This window comes from Acidaminococcus massiliensis, assembly GCF_900095825.1.
Taxonomy (GTDB): Bacteria; Bacillota; Negativicutes; order Acidaminococcales; family Acidaminococcaceae; genus Acidaminococcus; species Acidaminococcus massiliensis.
Genome location: NZ_LT608315.1, coordinates 1 through 21,465, shown reverse-complemented (window position 1 = coordinate 21,465; position 21,465 = coordinate 1). Strand labels below are relative to the sequence as shown.

The window sequence follows — 21,465 nt, the reverse complement described above, 5'->3', positions numbered from 1 at the left end:
ATGGGAGCGAATCAGTGGGATATCATTGGAGCATCCTATGTGGCTTCAGCAGTAAAAGCGACCCAGTATCCCCAGGATACCATTGATGAAGTGGCTTTTATCGGGCGGAGCAATGTGGGGAAATCTTCCCTGCTGAATTCCCTGGCTAGACGGAAAGGGCTGGCCAGGGTCAGCAGCTCTCCCGGCAAGACCCAGACCATCAACTTTTATTCCTTCCAGGCCAAACGGCAGCAGGAAGAAAAGGTGGAACGGCATACTTATTATGCAGTGGACCTGCCAGGGTATGGTTTTGCCCGGACCAGCAAGGGCAACAAGGAACAGTGGTCTGCTTTTATCTGCAAGTACATGGAAAATTCCCAGTATCTGAAACTGGTCTGTGTGCTCATGGATATCCGCCATGCACCTATGGAAAGCGATATCGACTGCTATCAGTGGCTGCTGAATCTGGGACTGCCCATCATGGTGATCCTGACCAAGAGTGACAAACTGAGCAAAGGGGCTGTGGCCAGCCAGAAGGCATTGTACCAGAAGACATTCGGTCTGCGGGATGAACAGATCTTGACTTACAGCTCTACCAGCCACACCACACGGAAAGAACTGATCAATCGGATCATGGAATATCTTTCTCCTTCAGAGAAAAACAACTGACAAGAGGGGGTACTGCAGATGTGCAGCACCCCCTCTTTACCATTTTCTTAAAATATTGTACAATTCTGTTATGTTCGACACAAAATAGAAGGGAGAATCCCTATGAGTCAGGAATTGGAACAACGGCGGCAGCTGGCCGGGCTCTGGAAAGACCAGCGCCAGCGGGTGGATCGGTCCCTCCGGCTGTGGGAAAGTGCAGTCCTCCTGCCCCTGCGCTGGACCAAGCACGGTTGGGAGATCCTTTTTGAAGTCCGGGCCGCCAATATGAGCTGGCAGCCTGGTGACATTTGTTTCCCGGGAGGCCATCGGGAAGAAACGGATCCTTCTCTCTGCGCCACGGCTCTCCGTGAAACCTGGGAAGAACTGGGCATTCCGGAAAAGGAAATCCAGATCCTGGGGCCTTTGGATTATTTCTACGGCTATTCTGGGCCGCTGATTTATCCGTTTGCGGGAATCCTGCCGGCACGGATGCCCCTGCAGCTGGACCGAGAGGAAGTGGGAGAAGTCTTTTCCGTACCCCTGAAGGACCTTCTGGCCATCCATCCGGTGGTGGGAAAACTGTCCCTGGCCAGCCGTCAGGAACCGGGATTTCCGGCCCAGTGGGCGTATGGATTCCAGGAGGGATGGAACATCCGGGGCGGTTATGAAGTGTTCTTTTATCCTTGGAAGAACCGGATCATCTGGGGAATCACGGCACGGGTCCTCCATCAGTTCCTGGAACGGGTGCGTCAGGAGGGGATGAGTCCAAAGGAAGCCGAGCGGGATCGCTGAGATAGGGGGTCAGGAACATGCAGACTTCGGTCTTGTTCCGGGCCGTACTCCGGAATTTGAAAAGTTCTCCCAACAGGGGGAGTTTTGACAGAAGCGGGATTTCTTCCAAGCGCTGCTGTTCCTGTTCACTGATCAGGCCTCCGATGACCAGGGTTTCCCGCTCCCGCAGCCGTACATGGGTATCCGCTGTCCGGCTTGTGATCCGGTAATTCTTCAGTTCTGTGATGAGGGTGGGGGTACTGACTTCCGTATGGACTTTGGCAGTGATCAGTCCTTCTCGGCTCAGGTAGGGCGTATAGGAAAGCCGGATACCGGCGTCCACGTATTCAGTGGTGCTGGTGGTGGTGCTGTTGGTCACTTTTTCGGTAACCACAGGGATGTGGTCGCCGATGAAAATGCTGGCTTCCCGGCCGGGCAGAGTGATGATCCGGGGGGTGGCCAGGACCTTGGCCTTCCCTTCCTGACAAAGAGCATTGAGTTTGGCCTGGAAACCTGCTTCATAGCCGTGGCCCAGGTGGAGGGTGCCGCCCCAGGAGTCTCCGGAACGGTCTTCTGGATTCGGCAGAGGACTCCAGTCCCACTGCAGGCCCAGTTCCCGGGAAGCGGTTTCTCCCAGAGAAAGAATCCGGGCTTCCAGGGTGATCTGGCGGGAGGGATGGTCCAGTGTTTCCAAGGTTTCCTGCAGCTTTTGGGATTCCAGAGGATCTCCCTGGAACAGGATGGCATTGGATTCCTGATTCCAGACAAGGGGAGAAGAAAAAAGCGGCTTAAGGGTTTCTGCCGTTTCCTTGGCTGGGATGTATTCCAGCGGATGGATGGTCAGCTGACCGAAAAACGGATCTTTTTTCTCTGGGGTTCCGATCCACAAAGTGCTGCCTTCTTCCCGGCAGAAAAGCCCCTGGCTCCGGGTGACCATGGCCAGGGCTTGGGAGAAGGGGACCTGCTGGAGTTCCAGGGAAAGGGTCCCTGGGATGGGGCCGTCCATGACCAGATTCCGCCCTGCCAGCTGGGCTATGCTTTGGAGGACTTCCCGGACGGGAGCTTCCTTTACGGACAGGGAAACGGTATCTTCCGCCAGGACCCATCGGACTGGAGTAAAAATACAGAAAATACAGAAACAGAGCAGTATCTTCATGGCCACACCTCCCCGATGGGAAGCAGGTTGCTGCCGCAGTACAGCGCGTCTTTCTGGAGATGGGTGATGGTCCCTTTGCCGGGCAGCGTTTCTCCCGGAGCCAGGAGGCAGGTGCCTTTTGGTGTGGATACCAGGGCTTTGCGGTTCCCGTTGACGGAAAGGATGCCCAGGAGCCGAAAGGATGGGGAGGAAACGGCTTCTGCCGGCGGCTGACAGGAGGCAGGGGCAGCCGGATCTCCGGCTGGTTTCGGCGGCAGTCCAGGGTGGAGAGCCGGCGGATGGTCCAGGGGGCGGAAGGGATCCCTGCGGGGAGGTCTGCTTTTTTTTGCGGTGTTCCTTGCTGGTAAAGGAGCGGATTGTACTTCTTCTTCTGGAACCGGAGGAAAGATCGGCAGGACGGGAGTGCGGAACAGGTACAGGACCATTCCGGTACCCATGCAGAAAAAAAAGAGCAGGACGCGGAGTGGGAAAGAAAGAGAAAAAGTTTTTGGCAATGAGACTGAGAACATGGATGGACCTCCTTGTGATAGAGTGTGTATTCTTTGTCCCATTATAGGCAATTTTCCTTCACTTTCCTACCCCTAGGGCAGTAAGTGTAAAAAGAGAGGCATTAACGGGAAAAAACAGAAGGGAGCCGAAAGGGTATGGCAGACTACGATCAGCAGGAATTCCAGATACAGGACCATTTCCAGTGGAACAGTCCTTTCAGAGGGAGAGTGGGCGCGGCCGATTTGTCCCCTGCCGTCCAGGCTGCCCAAGAGATCCTGGACCGGGCTCTGGACCGGGGAGCCAGTGACATCCATTTGGAACCGGAGAAAAAACAGATGCAGATCCGCTGCCGGGTGGATGGGGTGCTCCAACCCCTTTGCCAGGTTCCTAAAAATCTCCAGGAGCCGCTCATCTCCCGGTTCAAGATCCTTTCCGGCATGGATATCGGAGAAAAACGCCTTCCCCAGGATGGACGGTTCCAGGGACAGTGGCGGGGTCACCAGGTAGATGTACGAGTCTCGTCGCTGCCCACCCTGTTTGGAGAAAATCTGGTGCTGAGGCTGCTGGACCAGGAGGCTGTCCGGCTGGAGCTGGAACAGCTGGGGTTCACAGCGGAAAATTTGGAAAAACTGCGCCGTTGCCTGCGCCGGCCTCATGGACTGTTCTTGGTGACTGGACCCACCGGCAGTGGGAAATCCACCACATTGTACGGGATCCTGGCTTCCTTGGACCGGGAGAAACAGAATATCATCACGGTGGAGGATCCCGTGGAATATCAGCTGGAGGGAATCCGCCAGGTTGCCGTCCAGCCGAAAATCGGACTGACTTTCGCCCGCTGTCTCCGGAGCATCCTGCGGCAGGATCCGGACTGCATCATGGTGGGAGAAATCCGGGATGGAGAAACGGCAGCCATGAGCATCCATGCGGCCCTGACTGGACATCGGGTGTTCAGCACCCTTCATACCAATACAGCGGTGGGGGCTGTGACCCGAATCTTGGATATGGGGGTGGAACCCTATCTGGCGGCGGCAGCCCTGGAAGGAGCAGCTGGACAGCAGCTGGTCAGGAGACTTTGTCCCTGCTGCAAAAAGGCGTATACTGTTACGGAACAGGACTGGGAGTGGGAATATCTGCAGCTTAAGGAACCTCGGACTTTGTACCGGGATCAGGGCTGTCCCAGCTGCGGCCATACCGGTTATGCAGGGAGGATCCCTCTCCAAGAGGTCCTTGTATTGACGGAAACTCTCCGGCGGGCCATCCTGCAGGGAATAGGGGATGGAGCACTGGAAAAGCTGGCCCGGCAGGAAGGGTTCCGGCCGCTGTGGGAAGATGGAAGGGAAAAAGTCCTGTCTGGACAGACCAGCGGGAAAGAACTGCTGCGGGTCCTGGGGTAGGGGGAGAATATGCTGGATTTATGGAATCTTTTTGAAATCGCAGGAACGGTGTCTTTTGCTGTTTCCGGCGCCATTGTGGGTATGGTAAAGAACATGGATGTATTCGGGATCATAGTCCTGGCGGTCTTGACTGCCGTAGGCGGGGGCATGATCCGGGATGTACTGGCCGGATATACGCCGCCCATGGCCCTGGAAAATCCAGGGAACCTGCTGCTGGCGGTACTCACGGCTCTTTCCATATCCTGGCTGTTTGCTTCCTACCGGATTGCCGGGCGGAAACGTCAGATCCTGACCTTTTTCTATATCGCCGCAGATACGGTGGGACTGGCTTCCTTTACGGTGACCGGGACCCTGACCGGATTGGCCCAAGGCAAACCCCATACCTTTGTCTACCCCATTATGCTGGGACTTTTGACAGCGGTAGGGGGCGGGGTGCTCCGGGACCTGATGGCCCAGCGGGTGCCCAGTGTCCTGAATACGGATGTATATGCCACCGCTTCCCTGGCAGGGAGTTTGATCATGTGTCTGTGCTGGCATTATGAAAGCCAGGATCTGGCTCCTTGGCTGGGGGCCTTTATGGTCATCGCCCTCCGCTTTTTCGCCATCCGTTTCCGCTGGCAGCTGATCCATCCTATGGAGTGGAGAAAGAGGGGGAAGGAATAAAGAAAAAGGGGGTGAAAAATTTCACCCCGCGGCCAAAGGGGCTGTGAAGAAATGGATTTTCATTTCTTCACAGCCCCTTTTCTTATCTCATATTGATGAACTGCATATCGATCCCGAAATCCTGGCCCCTGACCAGCTGGATCACGGCCTGCAGGTCGTCTTTTTTCGGGCCGGAGACCCGGATCTGGTTGTCCTGCTGCTGGGTGGTCACTTTGATCTTGGAAGCCTTGATGGCGGCGATGACTTTTTTTGCTGTTTCCTTGTCGATACCCTGTTTCAGTTTGACTGTCTGCCGGACGGTCCCTTTGGCCGCGAGTTCTACTTTCCCGGGTTCAAGGGCCCGGAGAGAAAGTCCCCGCTTGGCCATCCGCTGCCGCAGGATATCCAGGATGGCTCCCAGTTTGTATTCATCTTCCGCCGCCAGTTTCAAATCCCCATCTGCCAGTTCGATGGTGGCATTGGAGCCTCGGAAATCATACCGCTGTTCGATTTCCTTCCGGGTCTGGTTCAGTGCGTTGTCCAGTTCCTGCATGTCGATCTGGGAAACAATGTCGAAAGAGCTGTTCTTGGCCATAAATAAAATCCTCCTGTAAATACATAGTAAAAATTTGTTCAAAGCCGGCAGAAGCCGGCTTCCATTGGCTAGAGACCAGTGACCAGCCAGGCCACAGCCGGCCCTTTATTTTACCCTCACATCCACCTCGAACATCCGGTTCCAGGGGAATTCTACGGTATAATGGGTGCCTTTCAGGGTGGGTTCATCTTCCACATACTGCCGGAAAAGCCGGTTGGTACCGCTGAGAATCCGGTTGTAGTATTTGCCTAGGTCGTATTTCAGCTTGAAATCATGCTGGTCGATACCCAGGCTGATCCGGTAGCGGACATTGGCCTGGTAGATCCAGTCGTCCAGGAGCCGGGTCTTCAGCAGCCGTTCCCGTTCCGCCGATTTGATCCGCTTCCCGAGGATCCCCTGACTCAGGGCGTAGCCGACGCTGTTGTCTGCCGTATTCCATCCGGAATAAGCGGTGAGTCCCAAAAGGGCTTTGGCATCGGTCATGGCCAGCATGAATCCGTTGTCCGCCCCGTTGGCATAAGAAATATCTGCCAGCGCTACGGGCTTCTGGGTTTCCAGGTCTGCCAGTTCACTGGCAAATTCCCGGTTGGCCCGGCTGGCATAGGGGGCATTGTCGTTGGCAGTGGAATCCAGGCAGACGCCGTCTTCCGGAGTGTTCACCGCCAGCACCAGATCTGCCTTTTTCAGGTGGTTGGTTTCTACCGAACCGCTGGCCAGGATTTGGTTCCGGACGGAATCTTCTGCCCGTTCATCGGAATAGAGAGGGATGGTTTCCCCTCCGGCACCAGGAGCAAACAGGGGATAGACTCTGGGTTTCTCTCCCCGGATTTCGTTGATGGCCCGGGTCACCAGCAAGAGACCTACCTGGTCCACTCCGGGCAGGATCTGGAAGCGGTTTTCTGTAATGCCGTCTCCCACATATTTCAGGTGGCGGGCTTCCATATGGGTCTGGGACAAGGGTGCGTCATCATCCTTGCCTAGGGCAAAGTAATGGAAGGTTCCGTTCTGGCACAGCCGGATCAGCCGTTTGTTGGTCTGGAAATTCATCAGCCGGCGGGTCCTCCAGTCCTGCATTACGGAATTGGGGATCTGGGCCAGCAGGGTCTGCCGTTCCTGGATTTCCGGATAAGACAGGGCCCCGTCCTGATCTTCTTTGTCCTGGAGCTGGGAAAACCGAAAGATTTTAGGTCCGTATTCCTGGTAGTACCCAGGTTCCACTTTGCCGATGCTCTGCTGAGGAGTCCGCATAATGGTACTGAAAGCATAAATCTTCAGTCCGGGGTTGTCTTTCTTTAATTTTTCCAGTCTCTGGACCTTGGCTTTCAGGTATTTTTCCAGATGGTGGTGTTTCCGAGATGCCACCAGGCCCCCATAGTTCAGGCTGTCCGTGGCAATGACAGCCGCCTCTGCATGGGGGGCTTCCTGCTCCAGCCAGGCCCACAAGGCTTCATTGTCTCCCGGGTTCCGGTGGTTGGAAAGATCCTTTTCCGGAGGGACGGTGAGAGGATAACCGGCAGCCTTGGCTGTATCTGTGGTGTATTCCAGGCAGACAGGCCGGTTGTCCAGGGGCACATAGAGAATCTTGGGAGACGCTGCCGCACTGCCAGCCATTGAAAAGACCAGCATAGCGCCTGCCAGGACCGTTTTGAACGAAAATTGCATGGTTTCCTCCTTTTTACAGTATATTTTATTATACACTATCTGTATGGATAAAAGAAAGACTTCAGACTCACCAGTCAGTACTTTTTCCGTATGATATAATGAAAGAGAATCTGAATGAACAAGGAGAAACCATTATGCCATTTGAAATCCATGCTCCTTTTGCTCCGGCAGGAGACCAGCCGGAAGCCATAGACGCCTTGGCCAAAGGAGTGGAGGATGGTCTCCGCACCCAGGTGCTCCTGGGGGCTACGGGTACTGGGAAAACGTATACCATCGCCCAGGTGATCCAGAAGGTCCAGAAACCCACTCTGGTCATCGCCCACAACAAGACTTTGGCGGCTCAGCTGTGCAGTGAATTCAAGGAATTCTTCCCCAACAATGCGGTGGAATACTTTGTTTCCTATTACGATTATTATCAGCCGGAAGCCTATATCCCGGCGACCGATACCTATATTGAAAAAGATTCTTCCATGAATGACGAAATCGATAAGCTGCGGCACTCGGCCACTTCTGCCCTGATGGAACGGCGGGATGTGATCGTAGTGGCTTCGGTTTCCTGCATCTACGGTCTGGGCGGGCCCAAGGACTATTACGACAGTGTCCTTTCTCTGCGCATCGGCCAGACGGTGGAACGGGATGCCATCCTGGAAAAACTCGTGAAGATCCGGTATGAACGGAACGACCTGTCCCTGGAGCGGGGCAAGTTCCGGGTCCGGGGGGATGTGATCGAAGTGGTCCCGGCCAGCTACGGAGAAAAGGCCATCCGCATCGAACTGTTCGGAGATGAAGTGGACAGCTTGGAAGAAATCGATGTGCTCACCGGCCAGGTGGTGGACAAACGGACCCATGTGGCCATCTTCCCGGCCAGCCACTATGTGACCAGTGATGAAAACCTGGAGCGGGCCCGGAAGGACATCCGCCGGGAACTGAATGAACGGCTGAAGGTGCTGAAGGGAGAAAATAAGCTCCTGGAGGCCCAGCGGCTGGAACAGCGGACCAATTATGATCTGGAGATGATGCAGGAATTGGGTTACTGCAGCGGCATCGAGAACTATTCCCGGCATCTCACAGGACGGAAGCCCGGGGAACCGCCTTTTACCCTGGTGAACTACTTCCCCAAAGATTTCCTTACGGTGATCGACGAGAGCCATGTGACCCTGCCCCAGCTCCGGGCCATGTACGCCGGAGACAGGGCGCGGAAGGAACAGCTGGTGAAGTACGGGTTCCGGCTGCCTTCGGCCATCGACAACCGGCCTCTGACTTTTGATGAATTCCAGGCCCAGCGGGGGCAGATCATCTACGTTTCTGCCACTCCCGGGCCCTACGAAATGGAAACCACCGACCAGGTGGTGGAACAGATCATCCGTCCCACCGGGCTCCTGGATCCCCAAATCGAAGTGCGTCCCATCAAGGGACAAATCGACGACCTGCTGGGCGAGATCCACAAGGTCACCGGTCAGAAGGAGCGGGTGCTGGTGACCACCCTGACCAAGAAAATGGCAGAAGACCTGACGGAATACCTTACCACTGCCGGGGTCCGAGTCCGCTACCTCCATTCGGACATTGCCACCATCGAACGGGCGGAGATCATCCATGACCTGCGGGCCGGGAAGTTCGATGTATTGGTGGGTATCAACCTGCTCCGAGAAGGGCTGGACATGCCGGAAGTGAGCCTGGTAGCCATCTTGGATGCCGACAAGGAAGGGTTCCTCCGCAGCGACACTGCTATGATCCAGACCATCGGGCGGGCGGCCCGGAATGCCCACGGCCGGGTGATCATGTATGCGGATACCATTACAGGATCCATGGAACGGGCCATCGGCGAAACGGCCCGGCGCCGGGAAAAGCAGGAGGCCTTTAATAAGGCCCACGGGATTGTACCCAAGACCATCCAGAAAAAAGTGGTGGAATTGATCAAATTGACCAAGGTGGAGGAAGAAGATACTTCCACCAAAGGATATACGGCCAAAACTGTGAAGAAATTGAAACCCAGGGAGCTGGACAAACAGATCCGAGCCATGGAGAAGAAAATGAAGGAAGCGGCCAAGCAGCTGGATTTTGAACTGGCTGCAGAATACAGGGACCAGCTGATATTGCTGAAAGGAGAGCAACGGAAAGCTCATGAATGAAGATGCCATTGTGATCCAGGGTGCGCGGCAGCACAACCTGAAGAATATATCTCTGAAGATTCCCCGGAACAAGCTGGTGGTGATCACCGGCCTGTCCGGCAGCGGAAAATCCTCTCTGGCTTTTGACACCATCTATGCGGAGGGGCAGCGCCGGTATGTGGAAAGCCTGTCCGCCTATGCCCGGCAGTTCCTGGGACAGATGGACAAACCGGATGTGGACTATATCGGAGGGCTGTCCCCGGCCATTTCCATCGACCAGAAGACCACCAGCCGGAACCCCCGGTCCACCGTGGGGACGGTGACGGAGATCTACGACTATCTCCGGCTGCTGTTTGCCCGGATCGGGATCCCCCACTGCCCCAAGTGCGGGAAGGTGATCGAACGGCAGTCCCCTCAGCAGATCGCCGACAAGGTGCTGGAACTGCCGGAAGGGACCAAGTTCATGATCCTGGCCCCGGTGGTATGGGGACGGAAAGGGGAACACAAAAACATCCTGGAAACCGTCCGCCGGGCCGGCTATGTGCGGGTGAAGGTGGATGACCATATCTATACACTGGATGAGGCAATCCAGCTGGACAAAAATAAAAAGCATTATATTTCCGTAGTGGTGGACCGGCTGGTGGCCCGTCCCAGCCTGGGGAGCCGGCTCACCGATTCCCTGGAGACAGCCCTGAAGCTGGGGGAAGGCACCGTGGCCATCGAAGAGATCGGGGGAGAGACCCATGTGTACAGCGAAAAGTTCGCCTGTGCGGAATGCGGCATCAGCCTGCCGGAAATCGAACCCCGGCTGTTTTCCTTCAATGCCCCCTACGGGGCCTGCCCGGATTGTATGGGCCTGGGCCAGCATATGGAATTCGACCCGGATCTGATCATCCCGGATAAAACGAAACCTTTTGATCAGGGGGCCATTGCAGCGGTGAGTTCCAATGTGAAGTCCTACTTTCTCTGTCAGCTGGCTGCCGTACTGAAAAGCCGGGGTTTTTCCCTCCAGAACTGCTGGAAAGACCTGCCCAAAAAGTTCCAGCAGGAACTCCTGGAAGGGATCCCGGACGAAATCTTCACCTTCTCCTACCAGAATCTCATGGGGGAGATCAACGACCACAATACGCCTTTCGAAGGGATTATCCCGGTGCTGAAACGGCGGCTGAAAGAGGCCATGAGCGAAAGCCAGCGATTGGATTATGAATCTTTCATGACAGCCATCGAATGTTCCACCTGCCATGGGGCCCGGCTCCGTCCGGAGGTCCTGGGGATCACTGTGGACGGGAAGAACATCCAGCAGGTGTGCCAGCTGCCGGTGCGGGAATGCCTGGCCTTTTTCAATGATCTCCATCTGTCGGACCGGGATGCTTTCATTGCCAAACAGATCCTGAAGGAAATCCGCGCTCGGCTCAGCTTCCTGAACAATGTGGGGCTGGATTATCTGACCTTGGACCGGGCGGCGGCTACCTTGTCCGGAGGGGAAGCCCAGCGGATCCGGCTGGCCACCCAGATCGGTTCTGGCCTGGTGGGCGTGCTCTACATCTTGGACGAACCCAGCATCGGGCTCCACCAGCGGGATAACGACAAACTGCTGGAAACCCTGAAGAACCTCCGGGATATGGGAAATACCCTGATCGTGGTGGAACATGATGAGGACACCATGCGGGCGGCGGATCAGATCATCGATATCGGTCCGGGAGCCGGAGAAAATGGGGGGTATGTGGTGGCCCAGGGGACTGCGGAAGAAATCAGCCAGGTGCCGGAATCCGTCACCGGTCAGTATCTCAGCGGCCGGAAGAAGATCCCTGTGCCCGCCCAGCGCCGGAAAGGCAATGGGAAGAAGCTGACCATCAAGGGCGCCCGGGCCAATAACTTGAAGGACATCGATGTGTCCATCCCTCTGGGGACCCTGACGGTGGTCACCGGAGTCAGCGGCAGCGGCAAAAGTACCCTGATCAACGACATCCTGTACAAGGCCCTGGCCAAGAAACTGATGGGGGCCCGGGAACGGCCTCTGGCCCATGACCGGATCACCGGGACCCAGCACATCGACAAGGTGATCAACATCGACCAGAGCCCCATCGGCCGGACACCCCGATCCAATCCGGCTACGTATACCGGGACCTTTGATCTGATCAGGACCTTGTTCAGCACCACCAATGATGCCAAGCTCCGGGGCTACAAGCCAGGCCGGTTCAGCTTCAACGTGAAGGGGGGCCGGTGCGAGGCCTGTCATGGGGACGGGATGCTGAAAATCGAGATGAACTTCCTGCCTGATGTGTATGTGCCCTGCGAAGTGTGCAAAGGCACCCGGTACAATCGGGATACCCTGGAAGTCCGGTACAAGGGGAAGAACATCGCAGAAGTCCTGGATATGACCGTCAGCGAAGCCTGCCAATATTTCAGCAACCAGCAGCGGATCCTCCGGAAGCTCCAGGTGCTGGAAGACGTGGGCCTGGGGTACATCCGGCTGGGCCAGGCGGCCACCACTCTCTCCGGCGGGGAAGCCCAGCGGGTGAAACTGGCCACGGAACTGGCCAAGGTGAACACTGGACGGACTCTGTACATCCTGGATGAACCCACTACCGGACTCCACATGGCGGATGTCCACAAACTGCTGGAAGTCCTCCAGCGGCTGGTGGATGCCGGGAGCACCGTGGTGGTCATCGAACACAACCTGGATGTGATCAAAAGCGCTGACTGGCTCATCGACCTGGGGCCGGAAGGAGGCGACCGGGGCGGTACGGTGATCGCCACCGGGACTCCGGAACAGGTGGCGGAAGTGCCGGAATCCTACACCGGCCAGTATGTAAAGAAGGTCTTGGTATGAACGATGCCATCAAGGAAACCTTAGCGGTACTTCCCAATGCGCCGGGCGTCTACATCATGCACGATGCTTCCGGCAAAGTGATCTACGTAGGGAAAGCGGTGATCCTGAAGAACCGGGTGCGCAGCTATTTCCGCCCGGCCAGCCAGGTGTCCCCCAAGGTCCGGGCCATCAACGCCCACGTGGCTTCCATCGAAACCATCGTCACTGCCAGTGAGATGGAAGCCTTGATCCTGGAATGCAACCTGATCAAGAAGTACCGGCCCCGGTACAACATCGACCTGAAGGACGACAAGACCTATCCCTATCTGAAGATCACCGTAGGGGAGGCCTATCCCCGGATGGTGCTCACCCGGAGGGTCCTGAAGGATGGAGCACGGTATTACGGTCCCTTCGCCGATGCAGGGGCTCTCCGGGACACCATGAAACTGATCCGTACCATGTTTCCTCTCCGGCATTGCCGGAACCTGAATGCCAAACGGCCTTGTCTCCAGTACCATCTCCATCGCTGTCTGGCCCCTTGTACCGGGAAAGTCCCGGTGAGTGAGTATCGGCAGCTGGTAGATTCCGTGCTGCTGCTCCTAGATGGGAAAGTGGCCCAGCTGGAAAAGGAATTGACGGCCAAGATGCAGGAGGCTTCGGACCGACTGGAGTTCGAAGCAGCAGCCCGGTACCGGGATTCCCTCCTGAGCGTCCGGAAACTGGCAGAAAAACAGAAAGCCACCACAGAAAGCGGGGACCGGGATGTGGTGGGGTTGGCCATGGATGACAGCGGAGTCTGTGTCCAGGTGTTCTTCATCCGCAGCGGCAAGATCTTGGGACGGGACAGCTTTTTCCTGGATCAGGAAATCGGGGAACCGGGAGGAGAAGTGCTGGCGGACTTCCTGAAGCAGTACTACCACGAAAATCACCGTCCTCCACGGGAAATCCTGGTCAGCGAAGAACTGGAAGACAGCGACAGGACACTGCTCTCCCAATGGCTCAGCACCCTGAATGAAAAAACCGTAGATCTGCTGGTACCCCAACGAGGGCTGAAGCATGACCTGGTGCTCATGGCAGTGAACAATGCGAAAAAGAACCTGGAAGAACGGCTGCGCCGAGGACAGGCTTCTGGGCAGACCGGCTTGGATGCGGCAGAACAGCTGCAAAAAGCATTGGGCCTTGTAAAGCCTTTGGAACGGATGGACTGCTTCGACATTTCCCACAACCAGGGCCGGGAAACGGTGGCTTCTATGGTGGTGTTCCGGAATGGGGAACCCAGCAAGAAGGATTACCGCCGGTACAAGCTCCGCTCCACAGAAGGCAAGCCCGATGATTTCAAATCCATGCAGGAAGTGGTCTACCGCCGTTATCGGGACCTGGAAGATCTGCCCAGCCTGATCATCATCGATGGAGGCAAAGGACAGCTGAGCTCTGCCTGCGAAGTGATCCGGGGCCTGGGTATCTCTGGGGAAGAAGTTCCCGTCATCGGCCTGGCGAAGCGGGAAGAAGAAATCTTCAAAGAAGGGGCCCACACCAGTATCTTGCTGGATAAGATGTCCCCTGCCCTTCACCTGATCCAGCACATTCGGGACGAGGCCCATCGGTTTGCCATTACCTATCATCGGAAACGGCTGGCTCGGCGAAACTTGGTGTCCGTCCTGGACCATCTGGAAGGGATGGGGCCCAAACGCCGGGCTTCCCTGTGGAAGCGGTTCGGTTCCCTGGAGGCCATGCGGCAGGCGTCGGTGGAAGATCTGGCGGCTGTGGAAACCATGAACCGGGTGGTGGCAGAACGGGTCCATGCTTTTTTGCAGGGCAATGTACTCCAAAAAACCGAACTTCTGGATAAGGGGATGGGCATAGCGGATAAGAAAATATAAAATATTCTTATTCAATAATTTTTATCAAAAAATTCCCTGAAACCTATTGCCACAGGATGGAACCTTTGGTATAATCGATGGCGAAAATAAAAATAATCCTTAGGGGGATCAAACAATGAAAAAATATGTATGCGACGTTTGCGGTTATGTGTATGATGAAGCTGCCGGTGATCCGGAACACAACATTGCTCCTGGTACCAAATTCGAAGATCTGCCGGAAGATTGGGTTTGCCCCATCTGCGGCGTAGGCAAGGATCAGTTCTCTGAAGAAGCCTAAAAAAGGAAGGGGCTGTCGCACGAAAGCGGCAGCCTTTTTTTGTTATATCAGGAATCTGGAGGTAGTTTATGCCGCTGAAAATGATTGCTATGGACCTGGACGGCACTCTGCTGGATCAGGAAAAGAATATCGCTCCGGAAGATGCGGCCGCTGTACGGGAAGCCGTGGCGGCTGGGTATTACGTAACCCTGGCTACAGGACGGATGTACCGTTCGGCGCTGCCCTATGCCCAGGAATTGGGATTGACTCGTCCTCTTGTGGTCTACAATGGAGCTTTCCTCAAAGATCCTGCCAGTGGAAAGGTCCTTGGGAACTGGCCTCTCCCGCTGGAAGTGGCCCAGCCTTTGTTGGATGACTGCCTGGAACGGGGAATCTACATCCAGGCCTATGTGGATGACTGTCTGTGGGCGCCTCGGGATTGTGAAGAGGTCCGGTTCTATTCCCATTTTGCCAGGGTTCCTTATGAAGTGGAGCCGGAAGCCATCCATGCGCTGCCCCAAGCCCCTCACAAACTGCTGGTGATTTCCGATCGGGTGAAGGAACTGCGGCAGGAACTGGAACAGCAGTATTCCGGAAAGATCAAAATCGTCAGTTCTTCCAAAGGATTCCTGGAAATCACCGCTCCTGCTACCAACAAATGGCATGCTCTCCAGGTGCTGGCAGCTCGGGAGGGGATTCCGGAAGGAGAGATCCTCTGTGTAGGGGATTCAGACAATGATCTGGATATGATCGCCCATGCGGGTCTGGGAGTGGCCATGGGCAATGCCAATGAAGCCGTGTGCCGGGCTGCCAGAGTGGTCACGGCTCCCAACACCCGGAACGGGGTCGCTCGGATCATCCGGAGCATCATGACCCGACAAGTAGACGTACCGGTATAAAGAACCGGTCCAAGACTTTACACGGACTTTTTTCCATTGTATAATAAAAATGATAAGACTTTTCAGGGGGTGGAAGGCAGATGGCGAGAACTTTACTCATCACAGGGATGTCCGGCGCGGGGAAGACGCAGGTGATGCGTACGCTGGAAGATCTGGGCTATTTTTGCGTGGATAATCTTCCCCCGACTTTTATTCCGAAATTCATTGAACTGTGCCTCCAGAACAAGAACGCTGGAGCACAGCTGGCCCTAGTGGTGGATATCCGGGGCGGAAAATTCTTTAAAGACCTGAACCAGGTCCTGGATCAGCTGAACCAGAGCAGCATGCCCTATGAACTGGTATTCCTGGATGCGGATGATGCCACTCTGATCCGGCGGTACAAAGAGACACGGCGCCGCCATCCTCTGGCCGGGCACAACGGCCTCAGTGCCGATATTGCCCGGGAACGGGAAATCCTCAGCCAGATCCGGAAACGGGCCACCACCATCATCGATACGTCCAAGACCACGACCAAGGAGCTGCGGCGGAAAATCATCCAACTCTTTGGCAAGGGGGGAGAATTGCCTCCTATGAACATCGTGGTCCAATCTTTCGGGTTTAAATATGGAATCCCTTTGGATTGTGATATGGTATTCGATGTGCGCTTTCTGCCCAATCCTTTTTATATCTCGGAATTGAAGAATCTGTGCGGCAACGATCAGCCTGTCAAAGACTATATCCAAGAAAAACCGGTGACCCGGGAATTTGAGGAAAAGCTCTTTGCTTTGATCCAGTTCCTACTGCCCCAGTATGTCCAGGAAGGCAAGAGCCAGCTGATGATCGGAGTGGGCTGTACAGGCGGCCGGCATCGGAGCGTGTTCATTGCCAACCAGCTGGGCGGTTTCATCGAAAAATGCGGCTATGGGGTGCAGGTCATCCATCGCGACTTGATAAAGAAATAGGTGAATGCGTATGAAATGGATTAAGTGGTTGTACCCGGGACTGAATCTGAAACGATGGCTGTTCCTTTTTGCCTTCGGCGCAGTTCTGGCCTGTGTGGGCGTCACTTTAATCTTCAATTATCAGTTCGTGGGGCTGTTGGAAGCCTTGGTACTGAAGTTCATCAATTCCGTGGGTGGGGAATACTATCAGTCCACCATTACCGGACTGGGGGCCTTCGGTGTAGTACTGGGGATCCTGTGCATGCTTTTGGGGGCTACCCATGTGGTGAAGACCATCATCAATGCAGTGATGCCCGGAGAGAAGGAATCTCTCCGGGAACTGATCTTTACCCAGCAGAAGCTGGACAAGGGGCCCAGCGTGGTGGTCATCGGCGGAGGCACAGGGCTGTCCGTCCTGCTCCGGGGCATCAAACTGATCACCAACAACTGTACGGCGGTAGTGACCACTGCCGACGATGGGGGATCTTCCGGCCGGCTGCGGAAAGAACTGGGCATCCTGCCTCCTGGTGATATGCGGAACTGCCTGGTGGCGCTTTCCGATACGGAACCGCTGATGGAAAAAGTCATGCAGTACCGGTTCAAGAGCAGTGCTCTCAGCGGCCACAACCTGGGGAACTTGTTCATCGCCGCTATGAGTGATGTGGAAGGCGGGGACATGGAAAAAGGCATTGCCGCTACCTGCGAGATCCTGAAGGTGCGGGGCCATGTGTGGCCCAACACCACGGACAATATCCAGCTGAAGGCTCAGATGGACGACGGAAGTACGGTGGTGGGAGAAAGTTCTATTACTGCTTCTCCCCATAAGATCCTCCGGCTGATGACGGAACCGGAAAATCCCCGGGCGTCCCAGCGGGCTGTGGATGCCATCCTGAAGGCAGACGCCATCATCCTGGGACCGGGCAGCCTGTATACCAGCGTCCTAGCCAGCCTGATCGTCCCTGGGATCCGGGATGCGGTGATCCGCTCCAAGGCCGTGAAGATCTATGTATGCAATGTAATGACCCAGCCTGGAGAGACCGATGGCTATGGGGCTTATGAACACGTCCAGGCCCTGATCCGGCACATGGGATGCCAGTGCCTGGATTATGTGGTGGTCAACGAGCAGAAGGCTTCTCCGGAGATCCTGGCCAAGTATGAAAAAGAAGGAGCTATGCCTGTTTCTCCTGATGTGGAGAAAATCGAGAAACTGGGCATTGATTGTGTGCCTGCCAAGCTGTTGAATGACAGCGACCTGGTCCGGCACAATCCCCTGAAGCTGGCCAAGACCATCATTGCCTTGATTTACCGGCTGAAACTGTTTGGCAAGGGTATCCGGTTCTTCGATTATTTCTTTGCCCGGCAGACCATGCAGGAGCTGCGGAAACATACGAAAAAGGAGTCCTGACCCATGTCTTTTTCTCACGATGTAAAAAATGAAATTGCACGGTCAGAAGGCGAAGAGCACAATTGTGAACAGGCTGAACTATTCGGCCTGCTGCGGATCAGCGGTTCCGTTTCTCTCAGCGGGCGGAAGGTGGGAATCCATTTCACTACGGAAAATGCAGCTTTGGCCCGACGTGTGCTGCGGCTGCTGAAAAATAATTTCCCAGTGCAGACAGAAGTGATCGTGACCCGGAGCCGGAGACTGAAAAAAAATAACCGGTACCAGGTCCATGTGCTTCCTTCCGATGAGGCAAGAGCGGCTCTTAGCCGGCTCCATCTGCTGTCCCCTTTAGAGGAAGCAGGCAGTGTACTTTTGAAAAAAGAAGGAGAGCGGAGGGCCTTCCTGCGGGGGGTCTTTTTGGCAGGAGGCTCTGTGAACAAACCCATCAGTGATTATCATTTGGAACTGATTTGTGATAATCTGGATATGGGGCAGTTCATCCAGAAAATCATGAAGGGATTCAGCCTGCCAGCCCGGATCGTGGACCGGAAGAATTCCTATATCGTATATCTGAAGGAGGGGAATGCCATTGCCTCGTTTCTATCCCTGATCGGGGCACCCCATTCCTATTTGGAGTTTGAAAACATCCGGGTCCTGAAGGATATGCGCAACAAGGTGAACCGGCAGGTGAACTGTGAGACCGCCAATCTGAACAAGGTGGTCCAGGCGGCAGTCCGGCAGCTGAATGCCATCCGGATCATTGAAGATACGGTAGGGCTGAGCACTCTCCCAGAACCCCTGCAGGAAGCGGCCCGGCTCCGCAGGGAGCATCAGGATCTGTCAGTGGGGGAACTGGCAGCCCTGACGGAAGACAGTGTGGGAAAATCCGGATTTAATCACCGGCTGAAGAAGCTGGAACAGTTAGCAGAAAAATTGAAGGATGGGGAGCAATGAAAAAACTGATCATTTTTTTGGCGATTGTAGCGGCGTTGTGTGGATTTGCCTATGGGGGATATGAATATGTGAAGCAGGATTTTCCGCGGTTCTGTGAGGAAACCGTACCCATCTTTGCGTATCACCGGGTGGAACCGGGCCATGATGATCCTTATACCATGCCTCCGGCACAGTTCGATGAGCAGATGAAATACTTGAAGCAGGAAGGGTGGAAGACCATTACTCTGGCAGATTATGTGAAGGGCCGGAAAGAAGGGCGGAAGTTCCACAAGGAATGTGTGCTGATCTTTGATGATGGTTATTTGGACAACCTGACCTATGCAGCCCCCATCCTGAAGAAATACGGTTTTGTAGGGAACATGTACATGGCCGTGAAATATGAAGGCTGGCCGGGCTATCTGGACTGGCACCAAGAACATGAACTGCTGAAATACGGGTGGGCTCTGGGTTCCCATACTTTCAATCACAAGCCCCTCCAGTCCATGACGCCGGAACAAGTGGAATACGAACTGACCAGTTCCATGCAGCATATGCGGGGCATCTACAATCCGCCGGAAGGGCTCACCTTCTCCTATCCCAACGGATCCGCCAGTGATGCCATTGCCGCCCAGGTGAGGAAGGCCGGCTATATTGCCGGGGTGGACGGCCGTGTGGGAGTGAATACGGACAAGACAGATCTTATGCGGCTGCGCCGGGTGAACGTGTTCCAGAATAAGCCGGAAAACTTGGGCTGCTTCCAGTATGATCTGAAACGGGCCCAGATCCAGAGCTACATCGATCAGACAGGAATCAATACGGACTGGGTCATCCGCCAGTATTATGCAATCCGGGCGAAACTTCATCTGTAAGAAAGATAGGAACGGTTGAGGGACTTGCGTTCTCTCTGAAAAACATATAGAATAAAGTATAGACTTGAAGATAGGGAGGAAACGATGATGGCAAAGAGAATCAAGACTGTGAATAAAGAAATGCTGAAGAAAACCCTGAGAACCGGCGGTTGCGGCGAATGCCCGGCATCCTGCCAATCTGCCTGCAAGACTTCCTGCACGGTAGGCAACCAGGTTTGCGAAAAGGCATAATTGAGTTATGCGCGGAAGCTCCCTGCATGCGCAGGGAGCTATTTTCTTGTATAAGAAGGGCGGATAGAAACTTGCTGATCCATAGAATGCATCTGGACGACAATTACGTGGTCCTGGACGTGAACAGCGGCGCCGTGCATATCATTGACGCCATGATTTATGACCTGCTGGGCTTTTACGACGGGACCAACCCGGAAGAAACGAAAGCCCATTTCGCCGGAAAATATCCGGCAGAAGACATCGACGAAGCCCTGGAAGAACTCCAGGAACTGCAAAAGGCCGGGCTGCTCTTTTCCCCGGATTTCCCGGTGCCGGATACCTTTTCCGATGAACCGGTGCTGAAATCCCTGTGCCTCCATGTGGCCCACGACTGCAACCTGCGCTGCGGCTACTGTTTCGCGGATACAGGAGATTTTGGCGGCCATCGGGCGCTCATGAGCAAAGAAGTGGCCCAGAAAGCCATTGAATTTGCCATCAAGGGCAGCAAACAGCGCCATAACCTGGAATTGGACCTGTTCGGCGGGGAACCTCTGATGAACATGCCCGTGGTGAAATACATTGTGGACTATGTGCGCCAGCGGGAACAGGAAACCGGGAAGAACATCAAACTGACCCTGACCACCAATGGCACCCTGCTTACCGATGAGATCGTCAAGTATCTCAACGACAACCGGGTGATGCTGGTCCTGTCCCTGGACGGCAGCAAGAAGACCCATGACCACATGCGTCCTTATCCCGGCCATGTGGGGTCCTATGATGCGGCGGTGAAGGGTTTCAAAAAAGTCATCGAATCCCGCCACGGGAAGAACTACTACCTGCGGGGAACTTATACCCATTACAACACCCATTTCTGTGATGACGTGCTGGCCATGCTGGATGTGGGATCTGAAATCTCTATGGAACCGGTGGTGGGGACTACGGAATCCTGGGTGCTGACGGAAGAAGACTGGCCGACCTTGGACAAGGAATACGAAAAGCTGGCTCGTGCTTATTTGGAAAAGAAGCGGGCCGGGGTGCCTTTTGACTTCTTCCATTTCAACGTGGCTTTGGACAACGGCCCCTGTGTGGCCAAACGGCTGGCAGGCTGCGGGGCAGGCCATGAATATTTCGCCATCACCCCGGAAGGGGACATTTATCCCTGCCATCAGTTCGTGGGACGGGAAAAATACAAAATGGGAACACTGGATACAGGAATCGTGAAGAAAGATATGGTCCAGTATTTCCGGCATATGCATGTAATGAAAAAAGAAGACTGCCGGACCTGCTGGGCACGGTTCTTCTGCAGCGGCGGCTGCCACGCCAATGCAGACTTGGCCAATGGCACCATTGAAAAACCCTATGCTTACGGCTGCCGGATCCAGAAGAAACGTCTGGAAATGGCCATCATCGTCCAGGCCCTCCTGACAGAAGATGTGAAAGAAGGCGGTGCTGACCACCGGCCGGTGATCGACAACTTCAAGTTCCAAGTGGAGAAGAAGTAACTGGATTGTCGGCGGTCAGCTGTCAATGGTCAGCGGCCGATGGAAGGGATTGGCAGAGTATATTCTGCCAATCCCTTTTAACTTTTTTAGGAATACTGTTGACAAAAACACGATCCCGTGATATTATAATCAAGTCGCCGATGAGCGACAAGGTTGGAACCCTGAGAACTGAATATTGTTGACAGATGTGCGGGTCAAGTCACTTTAAGTGATGAGATCGAGTCACCTGGATGACAACCAGGTTAAAAAATCAAAGCTAGTTTTTCAAGAGCCAAGCGGCTCTTCAAAATATCTATTTTGGAGAGTTTGATCCTGGCTCAGGACGAACGCTGGCGGCGTGCTTAACACATGCAAGT

The 21,465-nt window shown here is 54.9% G+C and carries 19 protein-coding genes and 1 rRNA gene; 16 read left to right on the top strand and 4 right to left on the bottom strand.

The genetic code is table 11. The features are described from left to right. Together yihA and BQ2657_RS00320 are read left to right on the top strand one after the other, a co-directional pair. On the top strand, nucleotides 1-648 hold the full coding sequence (gene yihA / locus BQ2657_RS00325; RefSeq protein WP_075578854.1) for a ribosome biogenesis GTP-binding protein YihA/YsxC: 648 nt from the start codon (nucleotides 1-3) through the stop codon (nucleotides 646-648). A gap of 102 nt (nucleotides 649-750) precedes the next feature. Further along, the gene (locus tag BQ2657_RS00320; RefSeq protein ID WP_083236113.1) at nucleotides 751-1,419 is read left to right on the top strand and encodes an NUDIX hydrolase; all 669 of its coding nucleotides are present in this window, start codon (nucleotides 751-753) and stop codon (nucleotides 1,417-1,419) included. On the opposite strand, the gene BQ2657_RS00315 is transcribed toward BQ2657_RS00320, so the two are convergent. Together BQ2657_RS00315 and BQ2657_RS00310 are read right to left on the bottom strand one after the other, a co-directional pair. After that, nucleotides 1,337-2,554 carry a type II secretion system protein GspD gene (locus BQ2657_RS00315; protein ID WP_075578853.1) on the bottom strand — a complete coding sequence of 406 codons (1,218 nt, stop codon included), beginning with the start codon at nucleotides 2,552-2,554 and terminating at the stop codon, nucleotides 1,337-1,339. The genes BQ2657_RS00320 and BQ2657_RS00315 overlap by 83 nt on opposite strands. Then, the gene (locus BQ2657_RS00310) at nucleotides 2,551-2,991 is read right to left on the bottom strand and encodes a hypothetical protein (RefSeq protein WP_143224810.1); all 441 of its coding nucleotides are present in this window, start codon (nucleotides 2,989-2,991) and stop codon (nucleotides 2,551-2,553) included. Before BQ2657_RS00310 ends, BQ2657_RS00315 begins: the two co-directional genes overlap by 4 nt. A gap of 207 nt (nucleotides 2,992-3,198) precedes the next feature. Between BQ2657_RS00310 and BQ2657_RS00305 the strand changes: the two genes are divergently transcribed. Beyond that, nucleotides 3,199-4,437, top strand: coding sequence for a GspE/PulE family protein (locus BQ2657_RS00305; RefSeq protein WP_075578851.1), 1,239 nt, complete (start codon nucleotides 3,199-3,201; stop codon nucleotides 4,435-4,437). A 9-nt stretch (nucleotides 4,438-4,446) separates the two neighbouring features. Further along, nucleotides 4,447-5,100: a trimeric intracellular cation channel family protein gene (locus tag BQ2657_RS00300; protein ID WP_075578850.1), complete on the top strand. Its 654-nt coding sequence runs from the start codon at nucleotides 4,447-4,449 to the stop codon at nucleotides 5,098-5,100. A gap of 82 nt (nucleotides 5,101-5,182) precedes the next feature. Here BQ2657_RS00300 and BQ2657_RS00295 read toward each other — a convergent pair whose 3' ends face one another. Together BQ2657_RS00295 and BQ2657_RS00290 are read right to left on the bottom strand one after the other, a co-directional pair. Beyond that, nucleotides 5,183-5,674: a YajQ family cyclic di-GMP-binding protein gene (locus BQ2657_RS00295; protein ID WP_075578849.1), complete on the bottom strand. Its 492-nt coding sequence runs from the start codon at nucleotides 5,672-5,674 to the stop codon at nucleotides 5,183-5,185. 105 nt (nucleotides 5,675-5,779) lie between these two features. After that, nucleotides 5,780-7,336, bottom strand: coding sequence for a DUF4127 family protein (locus BQ2657_RS00290; RefSeq protein ID WP_075578848.1), 1,557 nt, complete (start codon nucleotides 7,334-7,336; stop codon nucleotides 5,780-5,782). 134 nt (nucleotides 7,337-7,470) lie between these two features. Here BQ2657_RS00290 and uvrB point away from each other — a divergent pair, with 134 nt between their 5' ends. The 12 genes from uvrB to BQ2657_RS00230 form a co-directional block, all read left to right on the top strand. Further along, nucleotides 7,471-9,465: an excinuclease ABC subunit UvrB gene (gene uvrB, locus BQ2657_RS00285; protein ID WP_198524500.1), complete on the top strand. Its 1,995-nt coding sequence runs from the start codon at nucleotides 7,471-7,473 to the stop codon at nucleotides 9,463-9,465. Continuing rightward, nucleotides 9,458-12,277, top strand: a complete 2,820-nt coding sequence (uvrA, locus tag BQ2657_RS00280) for an excinuclease ABC subunit UvrA (protein ID WP_075578846.1) — start codon at nucleotides 9,458-9,460, stop codon at nucleotides 12,275-12,277. The genes uvrB and uvrA overlap by 8 nt, the downstream gene beginning before the upstream one ends. Further along, the gene (uvrC, locus tag BQ2657_RS00275; RefSeq protein ID WP_075578845.1) at nucleotides 12,274-14,136 is read left to right on the top strand and encodes an excinuclease ABC subunit UvrC; all 1,863 of its coding nucleotides are present in this window, start codon (nucleotides 12,274-12,276) and stop codon (nucleotides 14,134-14,136) included. The genes uvrA and uvrC overlap by 4 nt, the downstream gene beginning before the upstream one ends. A 115-nt stretch (nucleotides 14,137-14,251) precedes the next feature. Next, nucleotides 14,252-14,413: a rubredoxin gene (gene rd, locus BQ2657_RS00270; RefSeq protein ID WP_012937911.1), complete on the top strand. Its 162-nt coding sequence runs from the start codon at nucleotides 14,252-14,254 to the stop codon at nucleotides 14,411-14,413. 68 nt (nucleotides 14,414-14,481) lie between these two features. Then, nucleotides 14,482-15,291 carry a Cof-type HAD-IIB family hydrolase gene (locus tag BQ2657_RS00265; protein ID WP_075578844.1) on the top strand — a complete coding sequence of 270 codons (810 nt, stop codon included), beginning with the start codon at nucleotides 14,482-14,484 and terminating at the stop codon, nucleotides 15,289-15,291. 80 nt (nucleotides 15,292-15,371) lie between these two features. Further along, on the top strand, nucleotides 15,372-16,232 hold the full coding sequence (gene rapZ, locus BQ2657_RS00260) for an RNase adapter RapZ (RefSeq protein WP_075578843.1): 861 nt from the start codon (nucleotides 15,372-15,374) through the stop codon (nucleotides 16,230-16,232). A 10-nt stretch (nucleotides 16,233-16,242) separates the two neighbouring features. Further along, on the top strand, nucleotides 16,243-17,616 hold the full coding sequence (locus BQ2657_RS00255; RefSeq protein ID WP_075578842.1) for a gluconeogenesis factor YvcK family protein: 1,374 nt from the start codon (nucleotides 16,243-16,245) through the stop codon (nucleotides 17,614-17,616). A gap of 3 nt (nucleotides 17,617-17,619) precedes the next feature. Continuing rightward, entirely contained in the window at nucleotides 17,620-18,549 is a 930-nt protein-coding gene (gene whiA, locus BQ2657_RS00250) for a DNA-binding protein WhiA (protein ID WP_075578841.1), read from the top strand. Continuing rightward, nucleotides 18,546-19,397 carry a polysaccharide deacetylase family protein gene (locus tag BQ2657_RS00245; protein WP_075578840.1) on the top strand — a complete coding sequence of 284 codons (852 nt, stop codon included), beginning with the start codon at nucleotides 18,546-18,548 and terminating at the stop codon, nucleotides 19,395-19,397. Before whiA ends, BQ2657_RS00245 begins: the two co-directional genes overlap by 4 nt. Nucleotides 19,398-19,484: 87 nt before the next feature. After that, nucleotides 19,485-19,628: a six-cysteine ranthipeptide SCIFF gene (gene scfA, locus BQ2657_RS00240; protein WP_071142269.1), complete on the top strand. Its 144-nt coding sequence runs from the start codon at nucleotides 19,485-19,487 to the stop codon at nucleotides 19,626-19,628. 71 nt (nucleotides 19,629-19,699) lie between these two features. Then, a complete protein-coding gene (gene scfB, locus BQ2657_RS00235) occupies nucleotides 19,700-21,109 on the top strand; it encodes a thioether cross-link-forming SCIFF peptide maturase (RefSeq protein ID WP_083236112.1) in 1,410 nt (469 codons plus the stop codon). Between the two features lie 294 nt (nucleotides 21,110-21,403). Next, nucleotides 21,404-21,465 (top strand): 16S ribosomal RNA (locus BQ2657_RS00230); the annotation flags it as partial.